22 protein-coding genes are annotated in these 23,664 nt (G+C 42.0%); 11 read left to right on the forward strand and 11 right to left on the reverse strand.

Annotation, left to right across the window (positions count from 1 at the left end):
* Positions 1–62 precede the first annotated feature (62 nt).
* The 5 genes from modA (at position 63) to FXW07_RS05560 (ending at position 4,786) form a co-directional block, all read left to right on the forward strand.
* Complete coding sequence (modA, locus tag FXW07_RS05540) at positions 63–881, forward strand: molybdate ABC transporter substrate-binding protein (protein ID WP_229394570.1); 819 nt, start codon at positions 63–65, stop codon at positions 879–881.
* On the forward strand, positions 869–1,675 hold the full coding sequence (locus tag FXW07_RS05545) for an ABC transporter permease (RefSeq protein ID WP_229394571.1): 807 nt from the start codon (positions 869–871) through the stop codon (positions 1,673–1,675). The genes modA and FXW07_RS05545 overlap by 13 nt, the downstream gene beginning before the upstream one ends.
* Positions 1,672–2,733 carry an ATP-binding cassette domain-containing protein gene (locus FXW07_RS19500; RefSeq protein WP_229394573.1) on the forward strand — a complete coding sequence of 354 codons (1,062 nt, stop codon included), beginning with the start codon at positions 1,672–1,674 and terminating at the stop codon, positions 2,731–2,733. Before FXW07_RS05545 ends, FXW07_RS19500 begins: the two co-directional genes overlap by 4 nt.
* 297 nt (positions 2,734–3,030) lie before the next feature.
* Positions 3,031–3,822, forward strand: a complete 792-nt coding sequence (locus tag FXW07_RS05555; RefSeq protein ID WP_229394574.1) for a nicotinate-nucleotide pyrophosphorylase — start codon at positions 3,031–3,033, stop codon at positions 3,820–3,822.
* 40 nt (positions 3,823–3,862) lie between these two features.
* Positions 3,863–4,786: a DUF364 domain-containing protein gene (locus FXW07_RS05560; protein ID WP_229394575.1), complete on the forward strand. Its 924-nt coding sequence runs from the start codon at positions 3,863–3,865 to the stop codon at positions 4,784–4,786.
* 205 nt (positions 4,787–4,991) lie between these two features.
* Here the strand turns inward: FXW07_RS05560 and FXW07_RS05565 are convergent, their stop codons facing one another.
* Positions 4,992–5,510, reverse strand: a complete 519-nt coding sequence (locus FXW07_RS05565) for a GNAT family N-acetyltransferase (protein ID WP_229394576.1) — start codon at positions 5,508–5,510, stop codon at positions 4,992–4,994.
* A 527-nt stretch (positions 5,511–6,037) separates the two neighbouring features.
* Here FXW07_RS05565 and FXW07_RS05570 point away from each other — a divergent pair.
* On the forward strand, positions 6,038–7,414 hold the full coding sequence (locus FXW07_RS05570; RefSeq protein ID WP_229394577.1) for a right-handed parallel beta-helix repeat-containing protein: 1,377 nt from the start codon (positions 6,038–6,040) through the stop codon (positions 7,412–7,414).
* Positions 7,415–7,547: 133 nt separating this feature from the next.
* Here FXW07_RS05570 and FXW07_RS05575 read toward each other — a convergent pair whose 3' ends face one another.
* Positions 7,548–8,561, reverse strand: a complete 1,014-nt coding sequence (locus tag FXW07_RS05575; protein WP_229394578.1) for a hypothetical protein — start codon at positions 8,559–8,561, stop codon at positions 7,548–7,550.
* 421 nt (positions 8,562–8,982) lie between these two features.
* On the opposite strand from FXW07_RS05575, the gene FXW07_RS05580 reads away from it, so the two are divergent.
* The 4 genes from FXW07_RS05580 to FXW07_RS05595 all read left to right on the forward strand — a co-directional run bounded on the left by FXW07_RS05580 (position 8,983) and on the right by FXW07_RS05595 (position 12,331).
* On the forward strand, positions 8,983–9,288 hold the full coding sequence (locus FXW07_RS05580; protein WP_048123092.1) for a DUF190 domain-containing protein: 306 nt from the start codon (positions 8,983–8,985) through the stop codon (positions 9,286–9,288).
* A gap of 425 nt (positions 9,289–9,713) precedes the next feature.
* Entirely contained in the window at positions 9,714–10,223 is a 510-nt protein-coding gene (locus FXW07_RS05585) for a hypothetical protein (RefSeq protein WP_229394579.1), read from the forward strand.
* 410 nt (positions 10,224–10,633) lie between these two features.
* Positions 10,634–11,116 carry a cytochrome b5 domain-containing protein gene (locus FXW07_RS05590; RefSeq protein WP_229394580.1) on the forward strand — a complete coding sequence of 161 codons (483 nt, stop codon included), beginning with the start codon at positions 10,634–10,636 and terminating at the stop codon, positions 11,114–11,116.
* Positions 11,117–11,584: 468 nt separating this feature from the next.
* Entirely contained in the window at positions 11,585–12,331 is a 747-nt protein-coding gene (locus FXW07_RS05595; RefSeq protein ID WP_229394581.1) for a methyltransferase domain-containing protein, read from the forward strand.
* A 109-nt stretch (positions 12,332–12,440) separates the two neighbouring features.
* On the opposite strand, the gene FXW07_RS05600 is transcribed toward FXW07_RS05595, so the two are convergent.
* Entirely contained in the window at positions 12,441–12,617 is a 177-nt protein-coding gene (locus FXW07_RS05600) for a formyltransferase family protein (protein ID WP_229394582.1), read from the reverse strand.
* Positions 12,618–12,799: 182 nt separating this feature from the next.
* Here FXW07_RS05600 and FXW07_RS05605 point away from each other — a divergent pair, with 182 nt between their 5' ends.
* Positions 12,800–13,912: a phosphoserine transaminase gene (locus tag FXW07_RS05605; RefSeq protein WP_229394584.1), complete on the forward strand. Its 1,113-nt coding sequence runs from the start codon at positions 12,800–12,802 to the stop codon at positions 13,910–13,912.
* 469 nt (positions 13,913–14,381) lie between these two features.
* On the opposite strand, the gene FXW07_RS05610 is transcribed toward FXW07_RS05605, so the two are convergent.
* The 8 genes from FXW07_RS05610 to FXW07_RS05645 form a co-directional block, all read right to left on the reverse strand.
* Positions 14,382–15,134, reverse strand: coding sequence for an SIMPL domain-containing protein (locus FXW07_RS05610; protein WP_229394585.1), 753 nt, complete (start codon positions 15,132–15,134; stop codon positions 14,382–14,384).
* Between the two features lie 406 nt (positions 15,135–15,540).
* Complete coding sequence (locus FXW07_RS05615; RefSeq protein ID WP_229394586.1) at positions 15,541–16,842, reverse strand: formylmethanofuran dehydrogenase subunit B; 1,302 nt, start codon at positions 16,840–16,842, stop codon at positions 15,541–15,543.
* A 2-nt stretch (positions 16,843–16,844) separates the two neighbouring features.
* On the reverse strand, positions 16,845–17,234 hold the full coding sequence (locus FXW07_RS05620; protein WP_048123080.1) for a molybdopterin dinucleotide binding domain-containing protein: 390 nt from the start codon (positions 17,232–17,234) through the stop codon (positions 16,845–16,847).
* 10 nt (positions 17,235–17,244) lie between these two features.
* The gene (locus tag FXW07_RS05625; RefSeq protein ID WP_048123078.1) at positions 17,245–18,150 is read right to left on the reverse strand and encodes a formylmethanofuran dehydrogenase subunit C; all 906 of its coding nucleotides are present in this window, start codon (positions 18,148–18,150) and stop codon (positions 17,245–17,247) included.
* Between the two features lie 4 nt (positions 18,151–18,154).
* Positions 18,155–19,909, reverse strand: a complete 1,755-nt coding sequence (locus tag FXW07_RS05630) for a formylmethanofuran dehydrogenase subunit A (RefSeq protein ID WP_229394588.1) — start codon at positions 19,907–19,909, stop codon at positions 18,155–18,157.
* Entirely contained in the window at positions 19,910–20,950 is a 1,041-nt protein-coding gene (locus tag FXW07_RS05635; RefSeq protein WP_229394590.1) for a 4Fe-4S binding protein, read from the reverse strand.
* Between the two features lie 18 nt (positions 20,951–20,968).
* Positions 20,969–21,571 (reverse strand): FmdE family protein, encoded by a 603-nt coding sequence (locus tag FXW07_RS05640; RefSeq protein ID WP_048123072.1) that lies wholly within the window; start codon positions 21,569–21,571, stop codon positions 20,969–20,971.
* Between the two features lie 735 nt (positions 21,572–22,306).
* Complete coding sequence (locus tag FXW07_RS05645) at positions 22,307–23,419, reverse strand: iron ABC transporter substrate-binding protein (protein ID WP_229394591.1); 1,113 nt, start codon at positions 23,417–23,419, stop codon at positions 22,307–22,309.
* Positions 23,420–23,664: the final 245 nt, after the last annotated feature.

Consider the following 23,664-nt stretch of genomic DNA (forward strand, 5'->3'; position numbering starts at 1 on the left):
AAGTCCTATTAATCGTTATGCATATTCAGACATATCGTCTAAATTCCATGTGAGGGTTTTGCATGAAAAAGGTCTGCGCATTCATAATTATCATGTTGTTGGCTATGGTTATGGCTGGCTCCGGATGTACTGAAAAAATGTCTCCTGGTCCTGCTTCTAATTATTCGGAAAATGAATTTGAGGGACAGAAGCTCACTGTTTGTGCCGGAGCAGGACTTATAAAGCCCATGAATGAATTGATTGGGAATTTTGAAAACGAAACTGGAGCAGATATCGAGGTTCGTTATGGAGGAAGTGCTGAAATCTTCGGATTTCTGACCTCTAAGGAGTGCGATGTATTCATTCCCGGAGACTATCACTACACTGAACAGGCTATGGAAAGGAATTATGTTTTCAATGACAGCGTGGAAAACCTGACCCGACATATCCCGGTTATTGCAGTACCTGCGGGAAATCCTGCAAACATAAGCAAACTCGAGGACCTGGCAAAACCCGGAGTAAAGCTGGCTCTTGGAGACCCGAATGGGCCTGCAATAGGCAGGGTCTCGGAAAAGATCTGTACACAAGCAGGAATCCTTCCTGAAGTACAGAATAACACAATTGTCAAGACTGCAACAGTAAATCAGCTCCTTATTTACCTCACGTCTGGAGATGCGGATGCAGCAATTATATGGGAAGATATGGCAAACTGGAGTGAAGCAAGTGGAAAACTCAAAGTAATCTCTATCCCTGAAAAACAGAATAAAATACAGACCATACCCACAGCAGTTTCCACATATACAGAAGACCCTGAACTGGCAGAAGCATTTAACACTTACATTGCAGGAGATGAAGCGAAGGCCACCTGGGAAAAATGGGGCTTTGAGCCATGCAGTTCTTAAAATATCCGGGTATGAAATACTCCTGGTTCAGGAAACTCACAGTGGGCATTGCCCTGTTCTTCACTTTTTTGCTTTTCTTATCCATAGGAACCTTGTTCTTCGTCCTTAGTCCATCAGAAATCTTTTCAGCCCTGCTTTCGGAAGAAATGCTTTATTCAATGAAGCTTTCCGTGCTGACCTCTTCAATCTCAACATTTTCTGTAATGTGCTGTTCAATTCCAACAGCCTATGCCCTTTCACGTTTCTCCTTTTCAGGAAAAAGCATTATAAAGACCGTACTCGGGCTCCCAATGGCATTTCCTGAACTGGTAATGGGCCTTGCCCTCCTGCTTCTTTTCGGGCAGAGCTTTCTCGGTCCTGCGCTTGAAGCTGTGGGGATAAAAGTAACCTTCAGCAAACTCGGGATAATAATTGCCCAGTTTTTTGTAGCCTTTCCCTATGCTATAAGGATAATCTACTCCACCTTTGAAGACATCAGCCCCAGATACGAACTGGTCTCAAGGAGCTTTGGATACGGAGAATTCGAAACCTTCAGGCACGTGACTCTTCCAATGGCAAAGAGTGGGCTTTTTGCTTCAGGAGTGATAACTTTTGCCCGCTGTATAGGGGCTTTTGGAGCAGTGCTGGTGCTGGCAGGTGGATCATATATGTATACCGAAGTTCTGCCTGTGACTCTCTACCTGAACATTTCCTATGGAAATCTGGAAATGGCAATCACAAGTGGAATTTTGCTCATGGGAATTGCTTTTCTTGCAATCCTTAGCTTTGAAAGGTTTGAAGGAGGGAGGCTGTGAGTTTTCTTGAAGTTAGGGACCTCTGCCTTGATGTAGGGGGTTTTGAACTCGACAGGATAGAGCTCAAAGCCGAAAAAGGAGATTACCTGACCCTGATAGGTCCTACAGGAAGCGGGAAGTCCCTTCTCCTTGAAACGGTAATAGGGTTTTACGGTCCTGAAAAGGGCAGGATTATTCTCGAAGGAAAAGATATTACCGATCTTCCTCCGGATATGAGGCAGATAAGTATAGTGTATCAGGACCACATGCTTTTTCCTCACATGAACGTTTTCGAAAATATAGCATATGCAATTCGAAAAAAGCTCAGAGACAAAAAGCAGATCGAAGCCGAAGTAAAGCAGATTGCCGGAGTCCTCGGGATAGGTGAGCTGCTATACAGGAAACCAGCTACCCTGAGCGGAGGGGAAAAGCAAAGGGCAGCCATTGCAAGGAGCCTTATAGTCAGACCAAAACTGCTCCTTCTGGACGAACCCTTCAGTGCCCTTGATGCAAGAACAAAAGAAAAGCTCAGGAAGATGCTGAAAAAAGCGATCAGTGAGTACAGTACTACTGTTTTGCATGTGACCCACGATTTTGAAGACGTCTGGGCTCTGGCGAACCGCGTGGTCGTATTAAGGAAAGGGAAAGTTATGCAGTCAGGAGACCCTGAGTCGGTTTTCAGGCGACCTTCTCCTGATTTCGTGGCCGAGTTTCTGGGCACCAACGTGCTTGAGGGAAAGGTAAAGGCTCTCGAAGGAAAACTCACAGTGATTGAAGCCGAAGGACTGAAAATCTATTCATCAGACCCTGCCGAACCCGGAGAAGAGGTTGCTGTTTCTATCCGCCCGGAAGAGGTTATTCTTGCCAGAGGGGTTATGGAAAGTTCGGCCCGAAACACTTTGAAGGGAAAAGTTTCAGGAGTTTTCAAAAAGGAACATCTTGTCGTGGTCGAGATAGAGATGGGACATGCAGAAATTAAAGTCGTGGTTACGCCGACGTCATGTGAAATGCTCGGGCTCGAACCAGGCAGGGAAATATATGCTGTGTTCAAAGCTTCAAATGCCAGGATAATAAGGTGAATTCACAGAAAATTCACAGGAGAATTCACAGGAAAATTCACAGGAGAATTCTCAAGGAAATTTACAGGAAAATTCACAAGAGCGTTCACAGGACAAGGAAAATTTGAAGTCGGAATGAACTAACGCATATTGGGAGCAAGATTAACAGAATCATAAGTAAAATGAAAATACGCCGGTAGCAAAGAAATTGATACGAGATCGATACGAGGTCGATACGAAATTAATCTAAAAACCGGCAGCGAAGAACATTGAAACATAAAAGCAAGGAATTTATAACGAAAATCTCTGAGGTAAAACATGATAGACCTTTTTGATCTGTATTTTTATGAAGACTGTCCTTATCAGGATGAAAGCGCAGAACTGCTCAGGCTTGAAGGCAGGGGAAAAATGAGGATTGTTTCAAGAGAAAATGGGATATGTGCCTGTGCCGGCGACCTGGCAGAGTATTATGAAAGAAAAAACCTGAAGACCCTGAATTACCTTCGAGATGGAGAGACTTTCAAGCCCGGGGATGCAATTTTCGAAGCCGAAGGAGACCTTAAACTCCTGTTCAGGTACTGGAGGGTTTCCCAGACTTTCCTCACCATCATGTGTGCAATTGCCACGAAGACAGCATCTCTCGTTAGTGCAGGCCGAAAGGCAAACCCTGACCTTATTATTGCAACAAGCCGTAAGACCCACCCCGGATCGAGGATATTTGAGATTAAAGCCGTGCGGGCAGGCGGAGGAGACATTCATAGAAACTCCCTCAGCGATTCCATTCAGTTCAGCCAGAACCACCTGGAAGTTGCAGGCGAACTGGGAAAGCTCAAGGCTATTAAAAAGATAGAAATAGAGCCCAGAACGAGAGAAGAAGCGTTCAAATATGCCGGAATGTCGGATATTATGCTCCTTGACCACATTTCTCCGGAAGAACTACGGGAACTCGGGCCCGAACTTAAGAAACTAAATCCAAAGCTTGAACTTGCAGTGGGAGGAATCAAAGGGCCCATGATTCCTGAATATGCTCCTTTTGTAGATATTATCGTTATAAGTGCTCCCTATTACGCAAATCCACTTGACTTCTCAACAAAAATCGAAAGAATTTGAACAGAGATTAATAGAGATAAAAAGGTAAAAAGGTGGCAGCATGCCAGAAACAGAATATCCCGAAAAAAGAAAATTCCCGGAAACTGAAGAAAAAAAGGAAAAAAATGGATTGAAAGGAATAGGAAAAGGAAAAACAGGAGAAGTAAATAAAGGAGAAGGAAAAAAAGAAGAAACTGAAATTCTGCCCACCCTGGTGAATGCTCTCAAAAATGACCTGGGACCTGCTCTTAAGGACGTAGAAGTAAAGGATGTAAGGATAGGGCTCGCCTATATAGGAGTTCTGCTTTCTGAAAAAAACTATGGGGGCGTTGCCTGCACCCCGCTTTACGAGTTTTCAGGCTGTCCTGCTCTTGGGTTTGCGGGCTCTCTGAAAGGTAAAACTGCGGATAAAGTGCTTGAACTTGCCCTATCCAAAAATCCTCTTGAAGCTGCGATCGGAATTGCAACTGCAAATGCTCTTTCTCACATGTTGCTGGATACGAAACCTGAAAAATTCCCGACATCAAACGTGGATATCCTTGACCTCATAAAACCCGAAGACAGGGTTGCAATGGTAGGATATTTTGGTCCCCTTGTACCCAAAATCCTGAAAATAACCGAGAAACTTACGATCCTCGAAAAGCGTGAAATCGAATCTCCGAAAACCCTGACTCTGCCCTCGGAAAAAGCCAGAGAAGTTCTCCCTGTATCGGATGTAGTCATTCTCAGTGCAAGTACTCTCGCCAACAGGACTTTTGATGAACTACTGTCCCTTGGGGGCGCAGCAAGGGAAGTTGTCCTGCTAGGCCCAAGCTCTCCTCTTTACCCTGCTCCGTTTTTTGAGAGGGGAATTACTGCAGTAATGGGAACCCGAATCTTTGACCCTATGACTATGCTTACCATTGTCAGCGAAGCAGGAGGTACGAAAAAACTTCACAAGCATTGCGGGGAAAAGGTAGCGTTCAGAAGAAGCGAACAAGAATGAGTCCTTTTGAGCGAAGCGGGAAGAGAACACCGATGTAGTAATAGTCAGTGATGTAGTAATAGTCAGTGATGTAGTAATAGTCAGTGATGTAGTAATAGTCAGTGATGTAGTAATAGTCAGTGATGTAGTAATAGTCAGTGATGTAGTAATAGTCAGTGATGTAGTAATAGTCAGTGATGTAGTAATAGCCAGTGACTCCGTGTATTTATAGAAGAATTTTCTCCATAAAGCAAACAGTAAATGACATATGTTCAAACTTTTTTAATCCCGTTTCCTCAAACCCATATTTCTTATACCAGTTCTTTAGCTTTTCATTCTCATTTATGATTCCAATTGAGACTTTCTTTCCCCCATTTTGTTTAGCATATTCAACTACAAAGTCTATCAGATTTCTTCCGTAGCCTTTGTGTCGCGAAGTCGGATGAACTGCTAATCTCTCCATATAAAAAATCTCATCGTTTGCTTTCTCAATTGCCACAAAACCTTTCTGTTTAATTCCAACGTATAAACCGTACATCTTTACGCCATTTACTTTCATTTCTTTAAGCTTAGTAATATTAGTAAAGGCAGGGTTTGAAGGATTATCCTTTTCTGTAAGGTTAAAATCCTTTGCTACCGTTAGGAAAGAAGTCTTTACAGTCCGCAAGCTTTCTTCTAAATCACTTTCAGAAGAGACTTCCCGGATATATATATTATCAGTATTGCTTTGTTCTGCAGTGATCATAAAAATACCGGCTTAACCATTCAATTTCAAGAATACCAGATATCAATACCAGATATCAATACTTATTAACGCTCCATGTCGTCTGAATTCTTAGCTCAAGCAAATTATCTAGCTTATCCACAACAGTAAAGCATACAACATTATCAGTAAGTGTTTCTCATAGAATCGCTTTCTTTAGTCGTTTGCCTTCATTCTGCTGTTTACGTATCATTCCATGCCTTCATTTGCAACTTGTTCATAATATAAGCAATCTCCATTACCATTAAAACTGGATATAATGGGAGTAAGATTGTTTCCAGAACTTTCGGTACGTTCTCGAATATTTCCTGCAAAATAAAGCTTTAAAACAAAACTATTAAGGCTTATATATAAAAATTAAGCTTTGTTTCTATGAAAATTGTATAATTGATCTTTAAATTTAAAATAAATTCGTTTTTTCCCTCTTATCCTGCAAGTATCTTTATTTCTTTTTCTGGCAATTTAACGGGCACACAGCTATAGGCTTGAATAAAGGAGATAAAATGAATATGCACTTTAAATTTCGAGGCATAGCCACACTGGTACTTGTAGCCAGTCTGGTTACCCTGGCAGTTTGTGGGTGCGTGTCCGGATCGGAAACTTCCAGCGAAGCTACGACGAGTACAACCACCGATACGACTAATAGTACAATCACCGATACGACTAATACCACTAATAATACTTCTACGGCAAGTGAAGCGTACACGCAGAGCGGAGGAACTGAAACCAGCTCAAACCAGGCTTTTACTGCGTCTAATACCGATGAAAACGGAATCAAAGTTACTAATGGTGGTACTTTCACTCTTTCAAATTCGACGGTGACAAAAACAGGAGACGCCTCTTCGAATGATAATAGCGACTTTTACGGCCTCAATGCTGGTGTACTGGCAGAGTCCGGAAGTGCAATAGAGCTCACCAATTGTACAGTAACTACAAACGCCAATGGCGCCAATGGTGTCTTTGCTACGGGATCGGGTTCTTCAGTGACTCTGTCCAATGTTACGATCAATACTTCTGCCGACGGCTCCCGTGGTGTGGATGCAACCCAGACCGGTAACATAACCTGTACGGATGTAAATATCACCACAGTCGGGCAACACTGTGCAGCTATTGCAACAGACCGTGGAAACGGAAATATTACTGTTACAGTCGGGACCATGAACACAGCAGGAGACGGTTCTCCAGGAATTTATTCTACAGGCAATATTACGGTTTCTGATTCCATAATTACAGCTACAGGATCGGAAGCTGCCGTAATAGAAGGAAAGAATTCCATATCTTTGACGAATGTCACAATTTCAGGCGAGAAAAAATGCGGAGCCATGCTCTACCAGAGCTTCTCAGGTGATGCCGAAGTAGGTACCAGCAGCTTTACGATGAACGGCGGGTCACTCAATGCATCAGTAGGTCCTCTCTTCTATATTACAAATACAGAATCCATAATAGAGCTAAAAGATGCTAATTTGAGTGCAGCATCGGGTACTCTTTTGACAGCCAGCGCTGACAGGTGGGGTAATACAGGATCAAACGGCGGTGTTGTAACCTTTAAGGCAGAAAATGAGACTCTCAATGGTAATATTACCTGCGATAATGTCAGCTCAGTCACAGCCATGTTGCAGAATAACACTACCCTGACCGGAGCAATTAATGCAAACAATACGGCAAGCTCGATGAACCTGACCCTGGATTCAACAAGTACCTGGAATGTGACAGGAACTTCATACCTGACAAGTTTCACAGATGAAGATTCCACGTTGTCTAATATAAAGGACAATGGAAATACCATATATTATGACTCAAATTCCAGCACAAACAGCTGGCTTGAAGGCAAAACTTACACCCTGACTGATGGAGGTCAGCTAACTCCTGTGACAGTTTCGCAGTAATGCCTGAATAAAAATTATTCTTGTAGCCTTAAAAGGCTACACTTTTTTCTGAACTAATCCAATCCTCAAAGTTCTTTGGTTACTGTTCTTATATTTTGAGGAAACCTTTGTATGGTGGGAATGATGACCTTGCTTATTTATATGGGCGCTTGAAAACCAGTAATGATAACAGTCCTAAAACAGCCATTATTGAAGTAAAACCAGACATTTGATTGGTTGTGTTATTACCAGCAATCTTTTTTTCATTGCCTGAGACGTTGACGCCATTACTTTCATTTACATATGGTATCTCATCTGCTGGTAAAAGCCCTTCATCTAATGTTGGCACTTCTCCCCATTCAAAAACTACTGGCGCTTCACTTACGCCTTCTTGTTTACAGTTGTCGTCAATTATTCGATAAATTTCATTAATTATTGACTCATTAACGTTTTCAGGAGATTTTTTATCAAACTCCACAAATATGTATCCCCTATAGTCATAACCATACCCAACAACTGGTCCACCATTTTCTAGCATATAATGGTCAAGTTCGGCTCTGAAACTATGAATACAATTTCCCGCTGTTTCTTCCCATTCCACTTTATTATTAGCGTCTGTAATAACAGGCATTGTCCCCCGAGTAGTTATGAATCCGGACTCATTTTTAACTTCGTCGAAAATCTGAGGGCCATAATCCGGTAACGGAAGATTCTCCTCATCCTGTGCCCACATAAAAACCACAGGAACCTCACTTACGCCTCCCTGCTGTTCGCAGTAATCCTCAATTTTCTGATAGATCTCGTCAATTCTGGAGTCATTTACTTCTTCTTTATAGACGGAGCCTAATTCAATGATTAGCATTTCGTTATTGGAAGCGACGCTTTTTATAGAGTTGTCAAATTCGGAATATGACGGCCCTATTCGTGTAAGATTTGACCAGCAATTTACAATTGAGTTTTCCCACTTCTGATCAATTGTTTCTGGTAAGGTTCCCCTGTATGCTATAAACGAGGAATCATTTTCAAATTCCTTTATAGAAGGCTCAGAGATCTCATTAGATTTGGAATCGTTAAATCCGCTATCATCTGCACTTGCAGAACTATATACAAAAAGAGAAACAAAAGTGATAAGCATTAGCCATTTGCAAATATTCCTTCTTTTGGGCATTTTAATCAGACCTTGTCAGTTACTTAATAATTGTAACTTCTATTATTGTCTTAAATTTGTCTTAAAATCGAGCAGTTTCGAGTTTGTGCAAAGTGAAATCTAAGTCAGTAGACCGAGCTTTTATGCGACTGGCCTCATGGCTCAACTGCACTATTTCTTTAACTAAGATAGTGTCAGAGCATAAAATACTTTTCAAATTTTATATGACGCAGCGTAAAACGAGAATTTTAAAAATATTTTTTTCAGTTGAATGCCCTGCTAAGCCAAATACCCCGCTAGCTTGCTGCGGGAATGAAAATTCGGAGCGTTGGTACGAAAATACCCTGTTCTTGCAGCGGGGTACGCTAGCGCAACTTTGATTTTCCATGCTGGCTGTATAACCTATAAAATTACACTTAATTAAAGCATACCAGGTGATTTCATGCCTTCCGCACTTCTTCGCATATATCTAAAGCAAAACGCAACTTTTCATGACAAATCCATTTATGAGAAGGTTATCGAATTTTTACTTGATTCAGGTATTAATGGCGCAACTCTTCTCAGAGGTATTGAAGGTTATGGAGCGGATAAAAAGATCCATACCATAAAGGTCTTACAGCTAAGCCATGACCTTCCAGTAGTTATGGAAGTCATTGACGATGAAGAAAAACTAAGATCCTTAATTCCTCAACTGCGAGAGATTGTTGGAAACGAGCTTATGACGATTCAAAAAGTAGAAATTGTTTGATTGGATTCATAAAATGAAATATTAATGGAGCTGACCAAAACTCAAATTTATTTCTCTGAATTCCATATTCTAAACAGTTAATCGAGCTGCCGATTATGGATAATAATTTGGAAAATAATTCCAACAATTTGTTAATTTTTAAAAATCAAATTGGTTTTGGGATGAGCTCATCACTCATATTTACTTTTATCGAGTTGACGAGGGCTAGAACTTTCGTAGATTCAGCAGCCGGAAAAATATTTTAGTTCTTGCCAACCTTTTTACGGGAAAAACGACTGCATTTTCTGTCCTGCTTTTTGTTATTTTCTGTCCTGTTGCTCTCCACATGACTAATCCAATGGAGAATATGTACTCACGGTTATGAATAAAAAAGACCATATAATAACTAAAGGCAATATTAACGCTTATTCAGGGGAGTGATTAGCATGGTAGAGAATGAGCAATTGTATAATGAAATCAGGGAAGCTGTTAATGCTATTCCGATGAAGATTGGCTTTGAGGGCATAGATGGAATTTCTGAGTACGTTACGAAGAGCGTTTTGGTTGGATATGCAATTGTCCAGTATACAGTCACAGAAAAGGGGTTAGACAACAGCGAAATCACGAAGAAGTTTGTTAAATCAAATCCAGTTTATCAGGATGGCTCAGGTAGTGATATTTACGGTGTTGATACCCATATCGAAAATGAGGAAACTGTAATTGGTGTTGTGCCAGCTACATGTCCAACATATGGAGTTTTTGGGTTAATGCCTCTTGATGACCTATCACTCGAACAGGTCTCTTCACTTTCGTTTAGCCATTTTGGCAAAGACAAGTTTTTAGGATTCGAATATGAAGGCGTTGAACATCCCAACTGGATCAGTATGCTGCGTGAAAAGTGGATAGAGATAGTTTATGAACATGAAACGGAACGTGAGCTTTGGGGCGAAATCTAAGGATAAGGAACAAAAAGTCAAAGAAATTTCTTTGGAGGCTTAGCAACTAAGTAAGCCTCCGATCTGGCTTTCGATATCGATGGAATAAAGATGCGGGGATCAGCCGTTCTGGACATACACCACATGACGGTGATTTGTAATCATAACGGTGATTTGTAATCATAACGGTGATTTGTAATCATAACGGTGATTTGTAATCATAACGGTGATTTGTAATCATAACGGTGATTTGTAATCATAACGGTGATATGTAGTCTCTACATGGAATTTACAAAATAATCTGCAGTGTCAAGAGGTAACTGGAATTTATTCAACGTTTAACTTTTTCTTTGCCTGCTATTGTATTTTATGTAAACTTTCAACTGGTTTTGAATCTGCGAAATCATTTCAGGATACAACACTTACGTTGTATGGGTGAAATAGTGAGAAAAGCGCTGATTGTATTGGTAGTGTTGTTCGGCATATTCCTCGCAATAGGATGTGCAGGAAATAAACCGGTAACTCCAAATGAAACAGGAAACTCTGAACAGGCTGTAGCTCCAGCTGGAGCTATAACTGAAGCTGTAAATGAAACTCCTATTACAGAAATAACTCTTGCTGAAGCAGTTTCTCCAACTGAAAGACAGAATGCAACTGAAATGCAGAATGTGACAGGGGTATCGGAACTAAAAGAATATACACTTAAAGAACTTGCAGAGTACAACGGTAAAAATGGAACGGTATACGTTGCCTATCAAGGCCAGGTCTATAATGTATCTGATAGTGATATTTGGAAAAATGGCACTCATAACGGATGCAATGCTGGGACAGACCTCACTGGAAAAATGGACAAGACGCCACATGGGGGTAAAATATTAAAGGGTTATCCTGTTGTCGGGACTTTGAAAAAATAACCTAATCCTGGAATCTAAGTGTAACCAGGGTTGTATTAGACTTACTATCAAATTAGACATTATTTCTCTTTTTTCCATTAATTAAGGTGAATAATAGTTCTCTAAAAGAATTATATCTTAATTTAGACCTAAATTTCGATTTAGGGCAATAATTGTAGAGATAGACGTAAATTACTACGGTATTAAAGAGGGAATTACGAGCCTTTCCCGAATGAAGAAATAAATAGGGCTATATTTTTACGATTTTAGGTCGAACACAGAAAAAATAAGGAATATAAACTGATAAACATAAAAATTAAATGTCATTAATAATTAAAATAAGACATCACTGATTGAAATATTGTCTTTTTAGTAGAAAATAAATAAGGATATATTTAAGCCGCCACGCGATATAAGCTCTTAAATAATAACTCATTTTTGATATTATGGGAAGATATAGAAAAAAGTGGGATTTGGGGTAGAGGAAGAATGTTTGGGGAGAGTGAAAAAAACGTATCCAAACTAAAGGATTTTTGGGTAGAATTTTTTGCAGATCGGAGAGACGGTGGCCACAGATTTTCCGATGAAGAATTTATTTCCATGGAAGCCAGGGAAAAACTATTCCACCTTGGTGGAGGCAAAACCCTGCTTGACTTTGGATGCGGTGCAGGCGAGCTCCTGGTTTACTATGCGCCGGAATATGAACAGCTTGTAGGAGTTGATTTTTCCGCATCCATGCTTGATGAAGCAAGCAAAAAAATCAGGGAAAAAAAATATGGAAATATATTGTTAATTCAGGCCGATGATAATACTGTCTGGGACAAACTGGAATACTCCTTTGATCGAATAACTGCAGCTGGAGTGGTTCAGTATTTGACATTGCAAGAAATTGATAGCTTTATCTTTAATGCATCAAATTATCTTAATAAAGGGGGTAAAATAGTGTTATTCGACATACTGGACCCTCGATTATATCCATTATGGAAAATAGGACTGTTTTCACAAGACGCAAACTTCTTAAGTATTTTGCGCAAAATCGCTTTTGAATTTAAAGTTATATTATCGGCAAGCTTGAATAGTCACCCAAGAGATATTCTCGGATTTTCTCATAATCCAGGTGCAATTAGAAAAATAGCCGATAAATATAATTTTGAAACTACTTTTGTAAAATCAATGTATTACGAATACAAATATCATGCAATAATATTTCGAACTTCAGAGGCTCAGGAATTTTAATGATCAGCTCGCTCTGGCGCAATCCGCTGCAAGCAACAGAGTATGTCCATGTCACCGCTTTAAATTCCGTTATATACTCTATTCTATATTGTCGTTGCCATCTCTGCCATTACAATTTAATTACACCTTCACTTATTAATTTCAAAGTCTCCACATAGAAGGAGTTTTCTTTTTCAAGTACCCTTTTTGACAATGTATCTATTGTATCACCCTCCAGAACTTCAATTTCACATTGCCGAATTATCTTTCCTGTATCGTATGTGCCTGGGGTGTTAAGGAATCCCATTTTAAAAACATGGAGAATGTAAATAGGAATGGTTGGTTTTCTAATTCGATGCGTTCTTATTTCTTATCCGAAAAGCGGTACTGTTAAGTCTTAAGGGGATGGTTATAATTGCATGTTCACATATAGCTAGAAAATGTCTTATCCCCCTAAGACTTAACAGTACCAAAAAAGGAAATGATAAAATGAAACCAACACGAGTTCCTAATAATCCTTGTTTTTCGTCTGGGCCTTGTGCCAAACATCCAGGTTATTCTGTTGAAGAGCTGAAGGATACACCTTTTGGCCGGTCACACCGGAGCAAACCTGGCAAGGAAAAATTAGCTGAAGCAATTAAAAGAACAAGAGATATGCTTGGACTTCCTGATGATTATCTGGTAGGTATCGTACCGGCTTCCGATACTGGCGCTTTTGAAATGTGCTTGTGGTCCATGCTAGGGTGCCGCGGGGTTGATGTCCTTGTTTGGGAATCTTTCAGTAAAGGATGGGCAACCGACATCACTAAACAGTTAAAATTAAAAGATGTCCGAGTTTTTGAGGCAGAATACGGGAAATTACCAGATTTAAAGAAGGTCGATTTCAAGAATGATGTCGTCTTTGTCTGGAATGGAACTACTAGCGGAGTCAAAGTACCCAACGGCGATTGGATTCCTGATGACCGGGAAGGGCTCACGCTTTGCGATGCCACATCTGCTATATTTGCTATGGATATACCCTACCATAAACTGGATGTCATTACCTTTTCATGGCAGAAGGTTTTAGGTGGGGAAGGTGCACACGGGATGCTGATTTTATCCCCACGGGCTGTTCAGCGGTTAGAAAGCTATACTCCTGCCTGGCCATTACCCAAGATTTTCCGACTGACCAAAGGTGATAAACTGAATAAGGAGATTTTTGAAGGCTCTACTATTAACACCCCATCTATGCTGGCTAATGAAGATTGGCTGGCAACACTAAAATGGGCAGAGTCTGTCGGAGGGCTTAAGCCACTTATCCAGCGGACAAATGATAATCTGGCGGTCTTTGAGGCATTTGTTGCTAAAAACAACTGGATTCATTTCTTAGCAGAAACAAAAGAGATAAGGTCCAGTACCAGTGTCTGCTTTAAAGTTGATTTATCCGATGAAAAGCTTAAAGAACTGATTAAAACGCTTGAGAAAGAAAAAGTTGCTTATGACATCGGTTCTTACCGTGATGCCCCTTCGGGTTTGCGCATCTGGTGCGGTGCTACCATTGAGAAAGAGGATTTACAATGCCTCTGTGAATGGATCGAATGGGCTTACAATTTGGTTAAATAATAAAATCCTTTTTGTTATCAGCAAAGAAGGGTTCGTGAGAGATCGTTAATCTCTTTTTTGCTGATAGCAAGAGAATGTTTTATCCAAAATAATTTTACTTTTTAAAGGTATAACTCACTATCTAATAATATTTAGATTTTCTTGCAAGACTTGTATTCTCGTAACTTCAAAATACGAACTTTTTGAACTAAAAGTTCGTATATGAATAGGAAAAATATACAGGTTTTACTACAAACCCGTGCATATCAAAGAGAGTTTTAAGGCGAAATTATTTCAGGATAAATTTCAGGATAAAATACATTCCAGCTCCCATAAAATCACATATAAAAAGTAAAAAGAGAAGCCCATAGGCGTCAACCGATGGATTATACAAGAAGACGCATTGATCTGAGAAGTTGCAAATAACCTTCTTTATCTGCAACTCCTGATCATTTATATACTTCAGTGCTCAAACCACTTGTCTAAATCCTTATTCAATGTAGTAAGTGACCTGTACTGACATTGAGACGGTAGACTCGCCTGGCTGAATTGGAGTGGAAACTGCCCCTACTGCTGTTTCTGTTTGCATATCGTATTTGGACTCTACTCCGGAGCCGCCGGTTTCACTTACAGATGACGTCTGCACGCCGTTTATCTCAACACCCAGGCTCTTAGCAAGCGTAGTGGCTTTAGAGGATGCATCTGCTACTGCCTTATTCATCAGGTCTTCACGAAGCTGTTTTTGCTTGTCATCTGATACTGAGAATGAAACGCTTTCAATATTATTAGCGCCTGCGGCTGTGGACCTATCAATGATCTCACTCAGGTTGTCGAGATTTTTGGTTGTGACCTGCACACTATTGGATGCAGAGTAACCTTTGATTGTTTGCGTATCATTTGCATCATAGTTGTATACTGGGTATACGGAAACATACGATGTCTGTATTTCCTTGTCCTGCAATCCCATTGCTTTGAGTTCTGCTATTACAGCGTTCATAAGGGCTGCGTTTTTATCTGTCGCTTCCTTTGCAGTTTCAGATTGAATTACAACACCGATGTTCATTGTTGCCGTATCAGGGATAACTTTCTGTTCAGCATATCCACTAATGGAAATAGTATTTTCCGTATTATCTTCGGCCCCACTCTGTGAAATGGCGTATATCGTTGCTGACATTAGCACCAGAACAACGGATAGCGCAACGATAACGTAATAAAGCTTATCGTTTTTATTTTCCTGTGACATTTTCACCTACTCCTTTTTCAATACTTTGTTCACTGGCAATTCAGACAATTCTAGCAAGTCATAGATGTATCCGCACATATTAAAGAATTACTTAAACTTCAACTACGGTCGCAGTTATGAAAGCTTCCCGATATTGAAGAAAAAAATATACCGAAGTAATGGAAAGAGGAAAGGGAAAGGGTTGAAAAATAAGAAGTTGAGACCTTACGGCATCAAACAGCAGGCAATATTAAAAAATTTTGACACTCTTCAAAATAAAATGATTTTTAATTTGACCTTTATCGCCAAATTTTGGCATTCTGCCCGCAGGAAAATGAAATGAAAAAAAGTGAGAGCTTTAATCACTCTCACATCATCTATTTGTTTTGCACTATCCTTTAAAAGGATCCGTGAAAACAGGTTTAACTTATTTTCGTGCCTTGATTTTCTCAAAGAGCTGCTTCAGGGTGTCTTCGTTGCTCTTCGTAAACTCGAAGGGCGAGCTTGTGAAAGGTTCGAAGTGCACGGCAACGTCGTCCAGCCTGTAGAAAGTCCCATCGCATTCCATAGCGTCAATGACTCCCGGAAGTACAATATCCGAAGCAGCCACGGTCGGGCAGGGAGCGATATCAAGGCAGATCATGGGCATCTCAGCAAGTAAAGAAGCGCAATCTGCAGGTATGTGGCAGACAAGGTCAGCACACATTACAAGAGCTGCATCCACGTCCTTTTCTCGAAGCAAATCTACGGTTGTGAATTCTCCAGGGTTGTAACGTGGATGTCCACGCATGAAGTCAAGCCCGAAGGGGTACCCGTACATGTAGGAAGCAACCTGGTTAAAACCTGCAACGTTACAGTGGCCACGGAGAGCTCCGAGGGTAAACTTGGAGAAATTATTCAGCTCCTTTACAAAATTCATGGCAATTTCGGCATTCCTGTGTTTTCCGATGGAGGAGGAAAGCCCGAGACCCACTGAGATGGCTCCGAAGGTGCAGTTCTTCATCATATCGAGCATTTCTTCCATGACGGGAATGGGAACTCCTGTGATCTCTTCTACCGACGGATGGGGAGTTTTTCCGTGAAGCAGAGTCATAAGTGCGCTAATCAGTTCGTAATCCGAGCCGGGTTTTAGCTGTACGTGAAGGTCGGATGCTTCAGCAGTTGGAGTTTTTCTCGGGTCTACAGTAATAACTGTCCTGTCGAAACGTCCGCGTTTTGTCCAGTAACCTCTCGGGAAAACTGCGTACCTTGACATCTGTCTCGGCATGGATTCAAGAGGATTGGTTCCCCAGTAAACCAGGAGGTCTGCCCTGTTTTTCTTCTGACCTTCAGTTGCACCGACTTTTCCGGATTCCTGAATTCCCATAGCGGTTGGCCCGTGGCAGATAGTGGCATTGGAATCAACAATTGCACCAAGGTATTCCCCTATCTTGAGCCCTATTTCATGTGCTTCACAGGAGGTTTCACTGCCCATGAAAAGCAGTGGGCGCTTTGCCGAAACAAGGATATCGGCTGCTCTTTCAAGAGCTTCATCCCAGGCGGCAGGGGTTAATTTTCCTTCGCTCTTTATAAGGGGCTGCCTGAGCCTGTGGGAACTTACAACTTCCTGAAATTTGGCATTTCCCATCTTACATGCGTTTTTAGCTTCAATCTTCCCGTCTCCGAATTCAACCTGGATATCGTCACAGGATGCCCCGCAGACCGGACAGACTATGTTTTTGTAAATCATACTCACTGCCCTCCGATATAAATTTTCAATACTACATCTTCGGCACTAAGGACCTCTTCTTCAGTGGGCTCAATTGTTACCGGGGCACCCTTATAGAGGGGAGAACCCGTGGAAAGAGTATCAGGATCAATGATAACATTCGACCAGATGGCTCTTGGCATAAACACCTGTCCCGGCTGGACTGCATCCGTACATTTTGTGTAAACAACAATCGAATGTTTTCCGTTCCGGCTTGTTACTTTTACTTTAGAAGGAGAGCAAAGTGATGCAAAATCTACAGGTGAAATCCAGCACGATGCACACTCTATAGTGTACTCGTCTGTAAACTTGTCCCCGCCTTTGGCAAGCCTGCCTTCATTAATCGTACTTCCGCTAATGAGTATTACTTCCATAGTTCTCACCTCAGAGTTCAGGGTTTGTATCTGCAACCACGTAAAGCGCTCCTTTTGCCCGCTTGCTGATCGCAAAGTCTCCTGTAAATTTCTTGAATTCGCCTATTAGTTCAACCTCTCCGGATGTGACGCTGTTTTCCATGGATACAAATTCGAAACCTGGGGAGAAGCGCTCGATTTTGCCTCCAACTACGATGGTGCCTCCTGCCATTTCAGCACCGACTCCACGAAGAGCGTTTCCTTTTACGAAGATTAGCCCGCCGTTCTGACGGATTCCGCAGAAGCTTTCAACATTGCCTTCTACAAGAATTTCTCCGCCGTCCATGCCGCCTCCRAGCTGATGGCGAGCAGAGCCTTCGATAACGATCCGTCCACCTTTCATGCCGTGCCATTTTCCTCTGTAAGCRCAGCCCACGTGGTCTCCAGCGTTGCCTTTTATGTTCAGGAGTCCGCCTGTCATTTCCATACCTGCCCAKGAATCTGCGTCTCCGTAAACGACGATCTCTCCCCCTTTCATCCCGGTGCCTACGTGCATGCCAGCAGAACCTTCAATTTCGATTTTTCCTGCGCTCATGCCTTCWCCAATTCTTTTTACTCTTATTGCGTCACCTTTTATGCGGATGAGGGTCTCGGCTGCAGAACTTCCTCCGTTRCCTATTACTTCAAAAAACTCGGAGAGAGGATAGGTCTTTGGCCCCTGCCAGATTGCCAGGTTTCCAATTTCTTCGGCACTTTTGCCTGCAAAGGCGTCAGGAGTTATAACGTCGGCTTCCAGTTTAATGTCAATCTCTTTTTTAGGAATAAGCATTACTTCTGCTATTTTTTCAGCGCTTTCGCCAGCAAATGAGCCCGGCTTTATAACTGCCTCAAGTTTACTTTCAATTTCATTTTTATTAATAAGAACTCCCTCTGTCATTACCTCACCTCACCACGTTAACCTGTATGGGAGTCGGATTTTTCAGATACTTTTCTGGAGTTGGATAGTTAGCAAAGCCCAGGGTGTAGTACCTGAACCATTCCTTCACGTCGACCAGCATCTCCTTTTCCCGCTCGTCTTCTACATGTACATCGGAATAATAGGTCCGCTTTTCAGGTACGGAAACAATATCTCCTTTAACAGATACAATTTCGCCGCCCTTTACAGTGTATTCGGCCTTCCTGAAAGCCTGAAGTAGAGCCTCATAGTTGTTTGTGTCAAGCTGCTGTGGATTTATATTATAGACTGTGACATCTCCATCAGCGCCCAATCCAAGAGAACCTTTCCTGTGGGCCATACCAATTGTTTTAGCAGGGTTTGCCCTGGTCAGGATCGCAAGGTCATAGAGGGAAAGTTCCCGGTTTATGCTTCCGAGTTCACTCCTATCGTTTGCCCATTTATGGCATTCGCTAAAGGTCTGTTTCCTGAAAGCTTCGGACATGATCCAGGTCATAACTTCCGGATATTTCGTAAACGGCCCACCGTTGGGGCTGTCAGTGGTCATAATTGTCTTCCAGGGGTCATTGATAAGCAGGAGACATTCAAGTCCCATTGCCCACTGTAGACTGTGTACCGGATTAGCTTTTAAGTAAGTGAAGGGAATAACACCTGACCCACCCTCCATCTCAACGTCAGTATTCGACCACTTGTTTCCTGTAAGCTTGTACATATCCTGGATGGCAGGCCCATCTCCTGTCATAACCGTTGCTTCTCCGAAGGGCGTGCATCCACTATCGATTACTACATGGTCTTTGTTGTTGATATATTCTGCAATATCTTTTACCCCGGATTCACAGTCTCCCCAGGTAGTGCCTGCAAAACTATTGAACATCATGTGGGCGAGGTATACGGAACGGTCCCTTGAAGGGTCAATTTTGGTTTCAGCCCATTCCACATCCATATCCTGCCTGGGTTTTATGCCGTCGAGGATTTTGAGGGAATCTTTAGTAATTGTATAACAGCCGGGATGTCCAAGGTTATTTGCGTGCAGGTGAAGAGGTACAGGCATGCCGAGGAGTTCATTGACCTCGCTAAGCCCTTTTATAGTTTCTCTTGGGGTAATTTCGAAGTGGATGTTTGCTTCATCAAGAGAGTGTACGTTTTTACCCCAGCCCCAGTTTTCGACTCCTGCAGGGTTGACACACTTAATTCCATAGGACTTGTGAGTTTTCATCATCCAGGCCACATAAGCTGCAGCCTTTTCGATATCTCCATCTCTGAGGTAGCGCATCAAAAAGAAGTTGTTTCCAAGTATCAGATATCCTCCCATGTCAAGGAGCGGAGTCGCGCGCATCTCTTCATGAGTGTGACGTGCTTCAAGAGGGGGAATCGCAGCCTCAAAAACAGTTGTATAGCCCATTGCTGCGTAATCGTATCCCTGTTTGTAAACAGAGGGAACAGTGTAACCTGAGCCTGAATGGGTATGTGAAGTCTTCTGAATATTTGATTTATAATGGTCTTCAGGACGCATCGACCTGCCGGCGTTAACCTTTGCACCTGCAACGTGAGAGTGGGAGTCAACCCCTCCGGGCATAACCGTCATACCAGAGGCATCAATAACCTTTGCGTCTTTTAGGTCGGCTGCAGAAAGCTCTCTTACAACTTTTCCGTCCTTGATGAAGACATCCATAATTTCCCCATTTATTTCATTGAGGGGATCAAAGACGTATCCGTTCTTAATTGCAATTGTTCCTGCCATTTATTCCACCTCTTTTTTTACAAGCCTGATAGCGTCAACAGGACAGATCATGGCGCAGGCTCCATCTGCTCCACAGCGGTCCTGGTCTATGACTGAAATTCTCCCGTTCTTAACCCCAAGAAGAGCTTTTTCGTCCATGTTGTTCAGATGCCCGGCTGCAAGCTCACGGTCAGAATAGGCATTCACGGGACAGACAATTACACAGTTTCCGCAGCCCAGGCATGCAGCTTCGTCGGTTTCCAGGCGAGTACGGAGCATAGCCTCTGGAGCAGGGGTTTCAAGCAGCTTCTTCTCAAGAACGCCCTTTTTATCCATTTCCGGGAGAATTGCAGTTTTTCTGACATCTATGGCGTTAACGGGGCAGGCAACTGCACAGGCCCCACAGTAAATACAGGCATCAGGGCGGTGACTGATCTTTTCGACTCTTTCTCCAGGTTTAGCTTTTTTATTGAAAATAGCATTTGCAGGACAGACTTCCACACAGGTGTGGCAGGTCTGGCAGACATCCTCATCCCTGGTCCAGCGCCCATCAAAGGGCTTTTCTACAGAAATAGCATTCACCGGACAGACTGCTGCACACCAGCCACAGTGGACACAGCATTCGGTATCAATATTGGTTTTTCCAACAAGCTTCAGTTTTCCATCCGCTGAAATATCCCGTGTTACCTCAATACAGCCTTGAGGGCAGATATCCTCACAAAGCCCACAGTGGACGCAGCTTTCGTTTACTGACGTCGGTTTCATAGCCCTGAAAAGATAAGAAATGTCAGTGAGGGTTTTTCCTTCCTGCTTCATTTCAAGAGCACCTGTGGGGCAAACTTTCGCACAAATTCCACAGACCAGGCAGGCTTCACTTTCTTTCATTTCCAGGAAATCCGCATCTACCAACCCTCTTGTTATAGCTCCAACAGCCCCTATGGCCAGGTTACCTTTGGGACATGCCTGTACGCAGGTCCCGCAGCCAATGCATTTTTCGGGGGAATAGATCAGCTGCTTGTCTTTTTTTTCGGCAAAGACAGACAATCGCATATCTTCTTGCATTTTGCTTACCTCTCAACGTTATTCTGTGCAACCGCCGCACAGCAGCTCGTTATCATGTTGAATGAACATTTCACCGCAATTTTTACAGCACTGTATCCTCTTTTTCATTCGAACCGGAACTTCAAGGTCCACAAATTTCCAGGAATACACTTTTTCTCCTGCAGCCAGGAGGATTGGTAAAACCTCCGTATGAGGAAGTTTTTCGGTGTTCAGGAACCAGGCGTGGAGTTTGGGATAATCCTTTGTTTTCTCAGGGTCGAGGAGGATTCGTATCCCTTTTATGCTGTTAGCTCCTTCAGGCGCCTGTTTGTTTACCGTGACCGCCATCTTCCCAAAGTTCATGATCTTCAACCCATTGTTTCCGATGGTAGCTCCGGCAAGGATCTGGAATGGGTCAGGCATACAGCTTTTTGTTTCGCAGGTCACGTATATGCGTTCCCCGTCCCGGACATCGAGCTCCCGTCTTGCGATATTGAGCATCTGGATGCCGATTAATGCCCCAGAGGTCAGGAAGCCGTGAAAGGGGACTACTTTTTCGATCTGTGAAAGTAGTTCTGGATCCTTTACTTGCTTCAGAATCGTCTCCATCTGGTGTTTTTCTTCATCTGAATTTTTGTGCAATTTGTACACCACCGTGGGTTTCACCGTTATGTTTAAATAAACATAACGCTAAAGATGTCAAGTATTAAAAGGATGAATTTAAGACAGTCAGGTTATCTGGCGGAATTATATTGTTAGGACTTACGCGGTTTAAATGTGGGTAGCGTTAACTCTCAACTGTCTAACTTTCATATAATTATGACTTTTGTTGTGTGTGACTTCTTCTTGCAGGTGCACAAGTCCTAATTCTTTAAATTCCAATATAACGCAGAAGGATACAGCGTATTTATAGGTAACTTTTTATAAGTAACTTTTTTACAGGAACTTACTTATTTTTTATGTTATACCGGGGCGAAATTTCAATATAAGGGAGAGAACCCTAATATTGGCCGGCCACAGAAAAAAACACCAGCCAAAGCTATGCAGCTTCCAGATATGTAAAGCTCAACATATCTATAAATACGGAAGACAGGACTTTCGCGCTCAATATATATAAACATATATTTTATAAAATTATCGATGAAAATAGGAATTTCCTGTTAAAAAAAGACAATATAGATAAATTCTTTTTTTAAAGTTTAGAAAATACGTGCTCGACATACATTATGTTTTAAAGCGTACATATTTAAAGCAGATATGGGACAGAGGCAAATAATTAATAAGGGGAAAACGGGGGCAAAAATCGAAATTTGTCCGCGTTGCCCACTAAAAAATGTAAATTTCACGCAATTACTGGAGAGGAATTTTCACCCATGTTCAGGTTTTAGTTGCAGGGTTAAGGAGCGTGTTAAGTTCTTTATCCTTAAGGTCGTAGTGGAAGAATTCCGAGTAGAACTTGCGGGTCAGTTCGGAGAGGTCCATATCTGCGAAAAGATCAGGATACAGCATTTTTGCAGTCCAGGCAGTTCCCAGGATAAGGTGAGGGCCTTGAGGTCTGTCAATCCAGCAGAAAGGATTCTGAGGAGCGAGATATACCCTTTTGTTCTGGACAGCATCCACGCTTTTCCAGATAGTGTCTGAATATACGCTTGCGTAGAACTGTGGATTGGAAGTGATAATTACCTGGGGGTTCCAGTTCATGACCTGTTCTATTGAGACCTGGGTCATGCCGCTTACAGGCGTGAGAGGACAGTCGGCAACGTTGATACCTCCGCAGATATCAATTACCTGAGAATGTTGCGAGCCCGAAGGGTCGGTCATCAGGCCTTCAGGGCCTTCGGCATAGTAAACCCGTACTTTTTCATTTTCGGGTATGTCTTTTACAGTACTGTTGATTTCATTAAGAATTGAACTGCGGAATTCAATCAGTTTTTTTGCCTGGGCTTCGCAATTAAGCAGCTTGCCCACATATTCGATAGTAGGATCAGATTGTGTCACAAAAAGAATTGAATCATTAATAGCCACCACTGGAATGTTGCCGAGATTTTCCTGCCTGCGTTCTATAGCTTCATTAGTTTCTCCATTTGTGGCTGTACTTTCAATAACAATGTCAGGATGCATATCAATTATAGTTTCATAATTTCCGGTCTTGCTTCCTAACCAGTTTCCTATTACAGGTAGATTTGAGTAATTTTCATCCATGAAGGGTTGGGTAAAATTTTGTTTGGAGTTCCAGCCTGCAAGTTTGTCCGGTGCAAGCATATACACAAGGATGGCGGAAGGCGAAGAAGTGCCTATAACCGAGGATATTTCCGCAGGCACAGTTAACTGTCTTCCCAGCATGTCGGTGATTTGCACTGTACTTGAATTCTGAAGTTCAGTGCTTGAGGTCGGGACAGCCGGTTGATCAGTATTTTCTACACATCCAGAGAGCATAACAATTGGAAGCAGAAGGGGGAGAAGCAATATAGTATATATTTTTTGATTCATAGAAACGCCTGACACACTTTTTAATATTTGGTTGTTATGTTCATGCAAACATAATGCATATAGAGGTTTTATCCTGTAAAAATACACAGTCGCAGAATATGTATAATTAATAATTGAAGAACGCTTGTGGTCTTATTCTAATTTTGAACTAAAAATATCTACGGAAAACGGTTACCTATTTCCTAGTATCTATATATATAATTTTCTATCTCCTCCATCTCTTTCCCTGGGCCTCAGTTAAGAAG

Source organism: Methanosarcina sp. DH1, assembly GCF_020804205.1.
Classification (GTDB): Archaea; Halobacteriota; Methanosarcinia; order Methanosarcinales; family Methanosarcinaceae; genus Methanosarcina; species Methanosarcina vacuolata.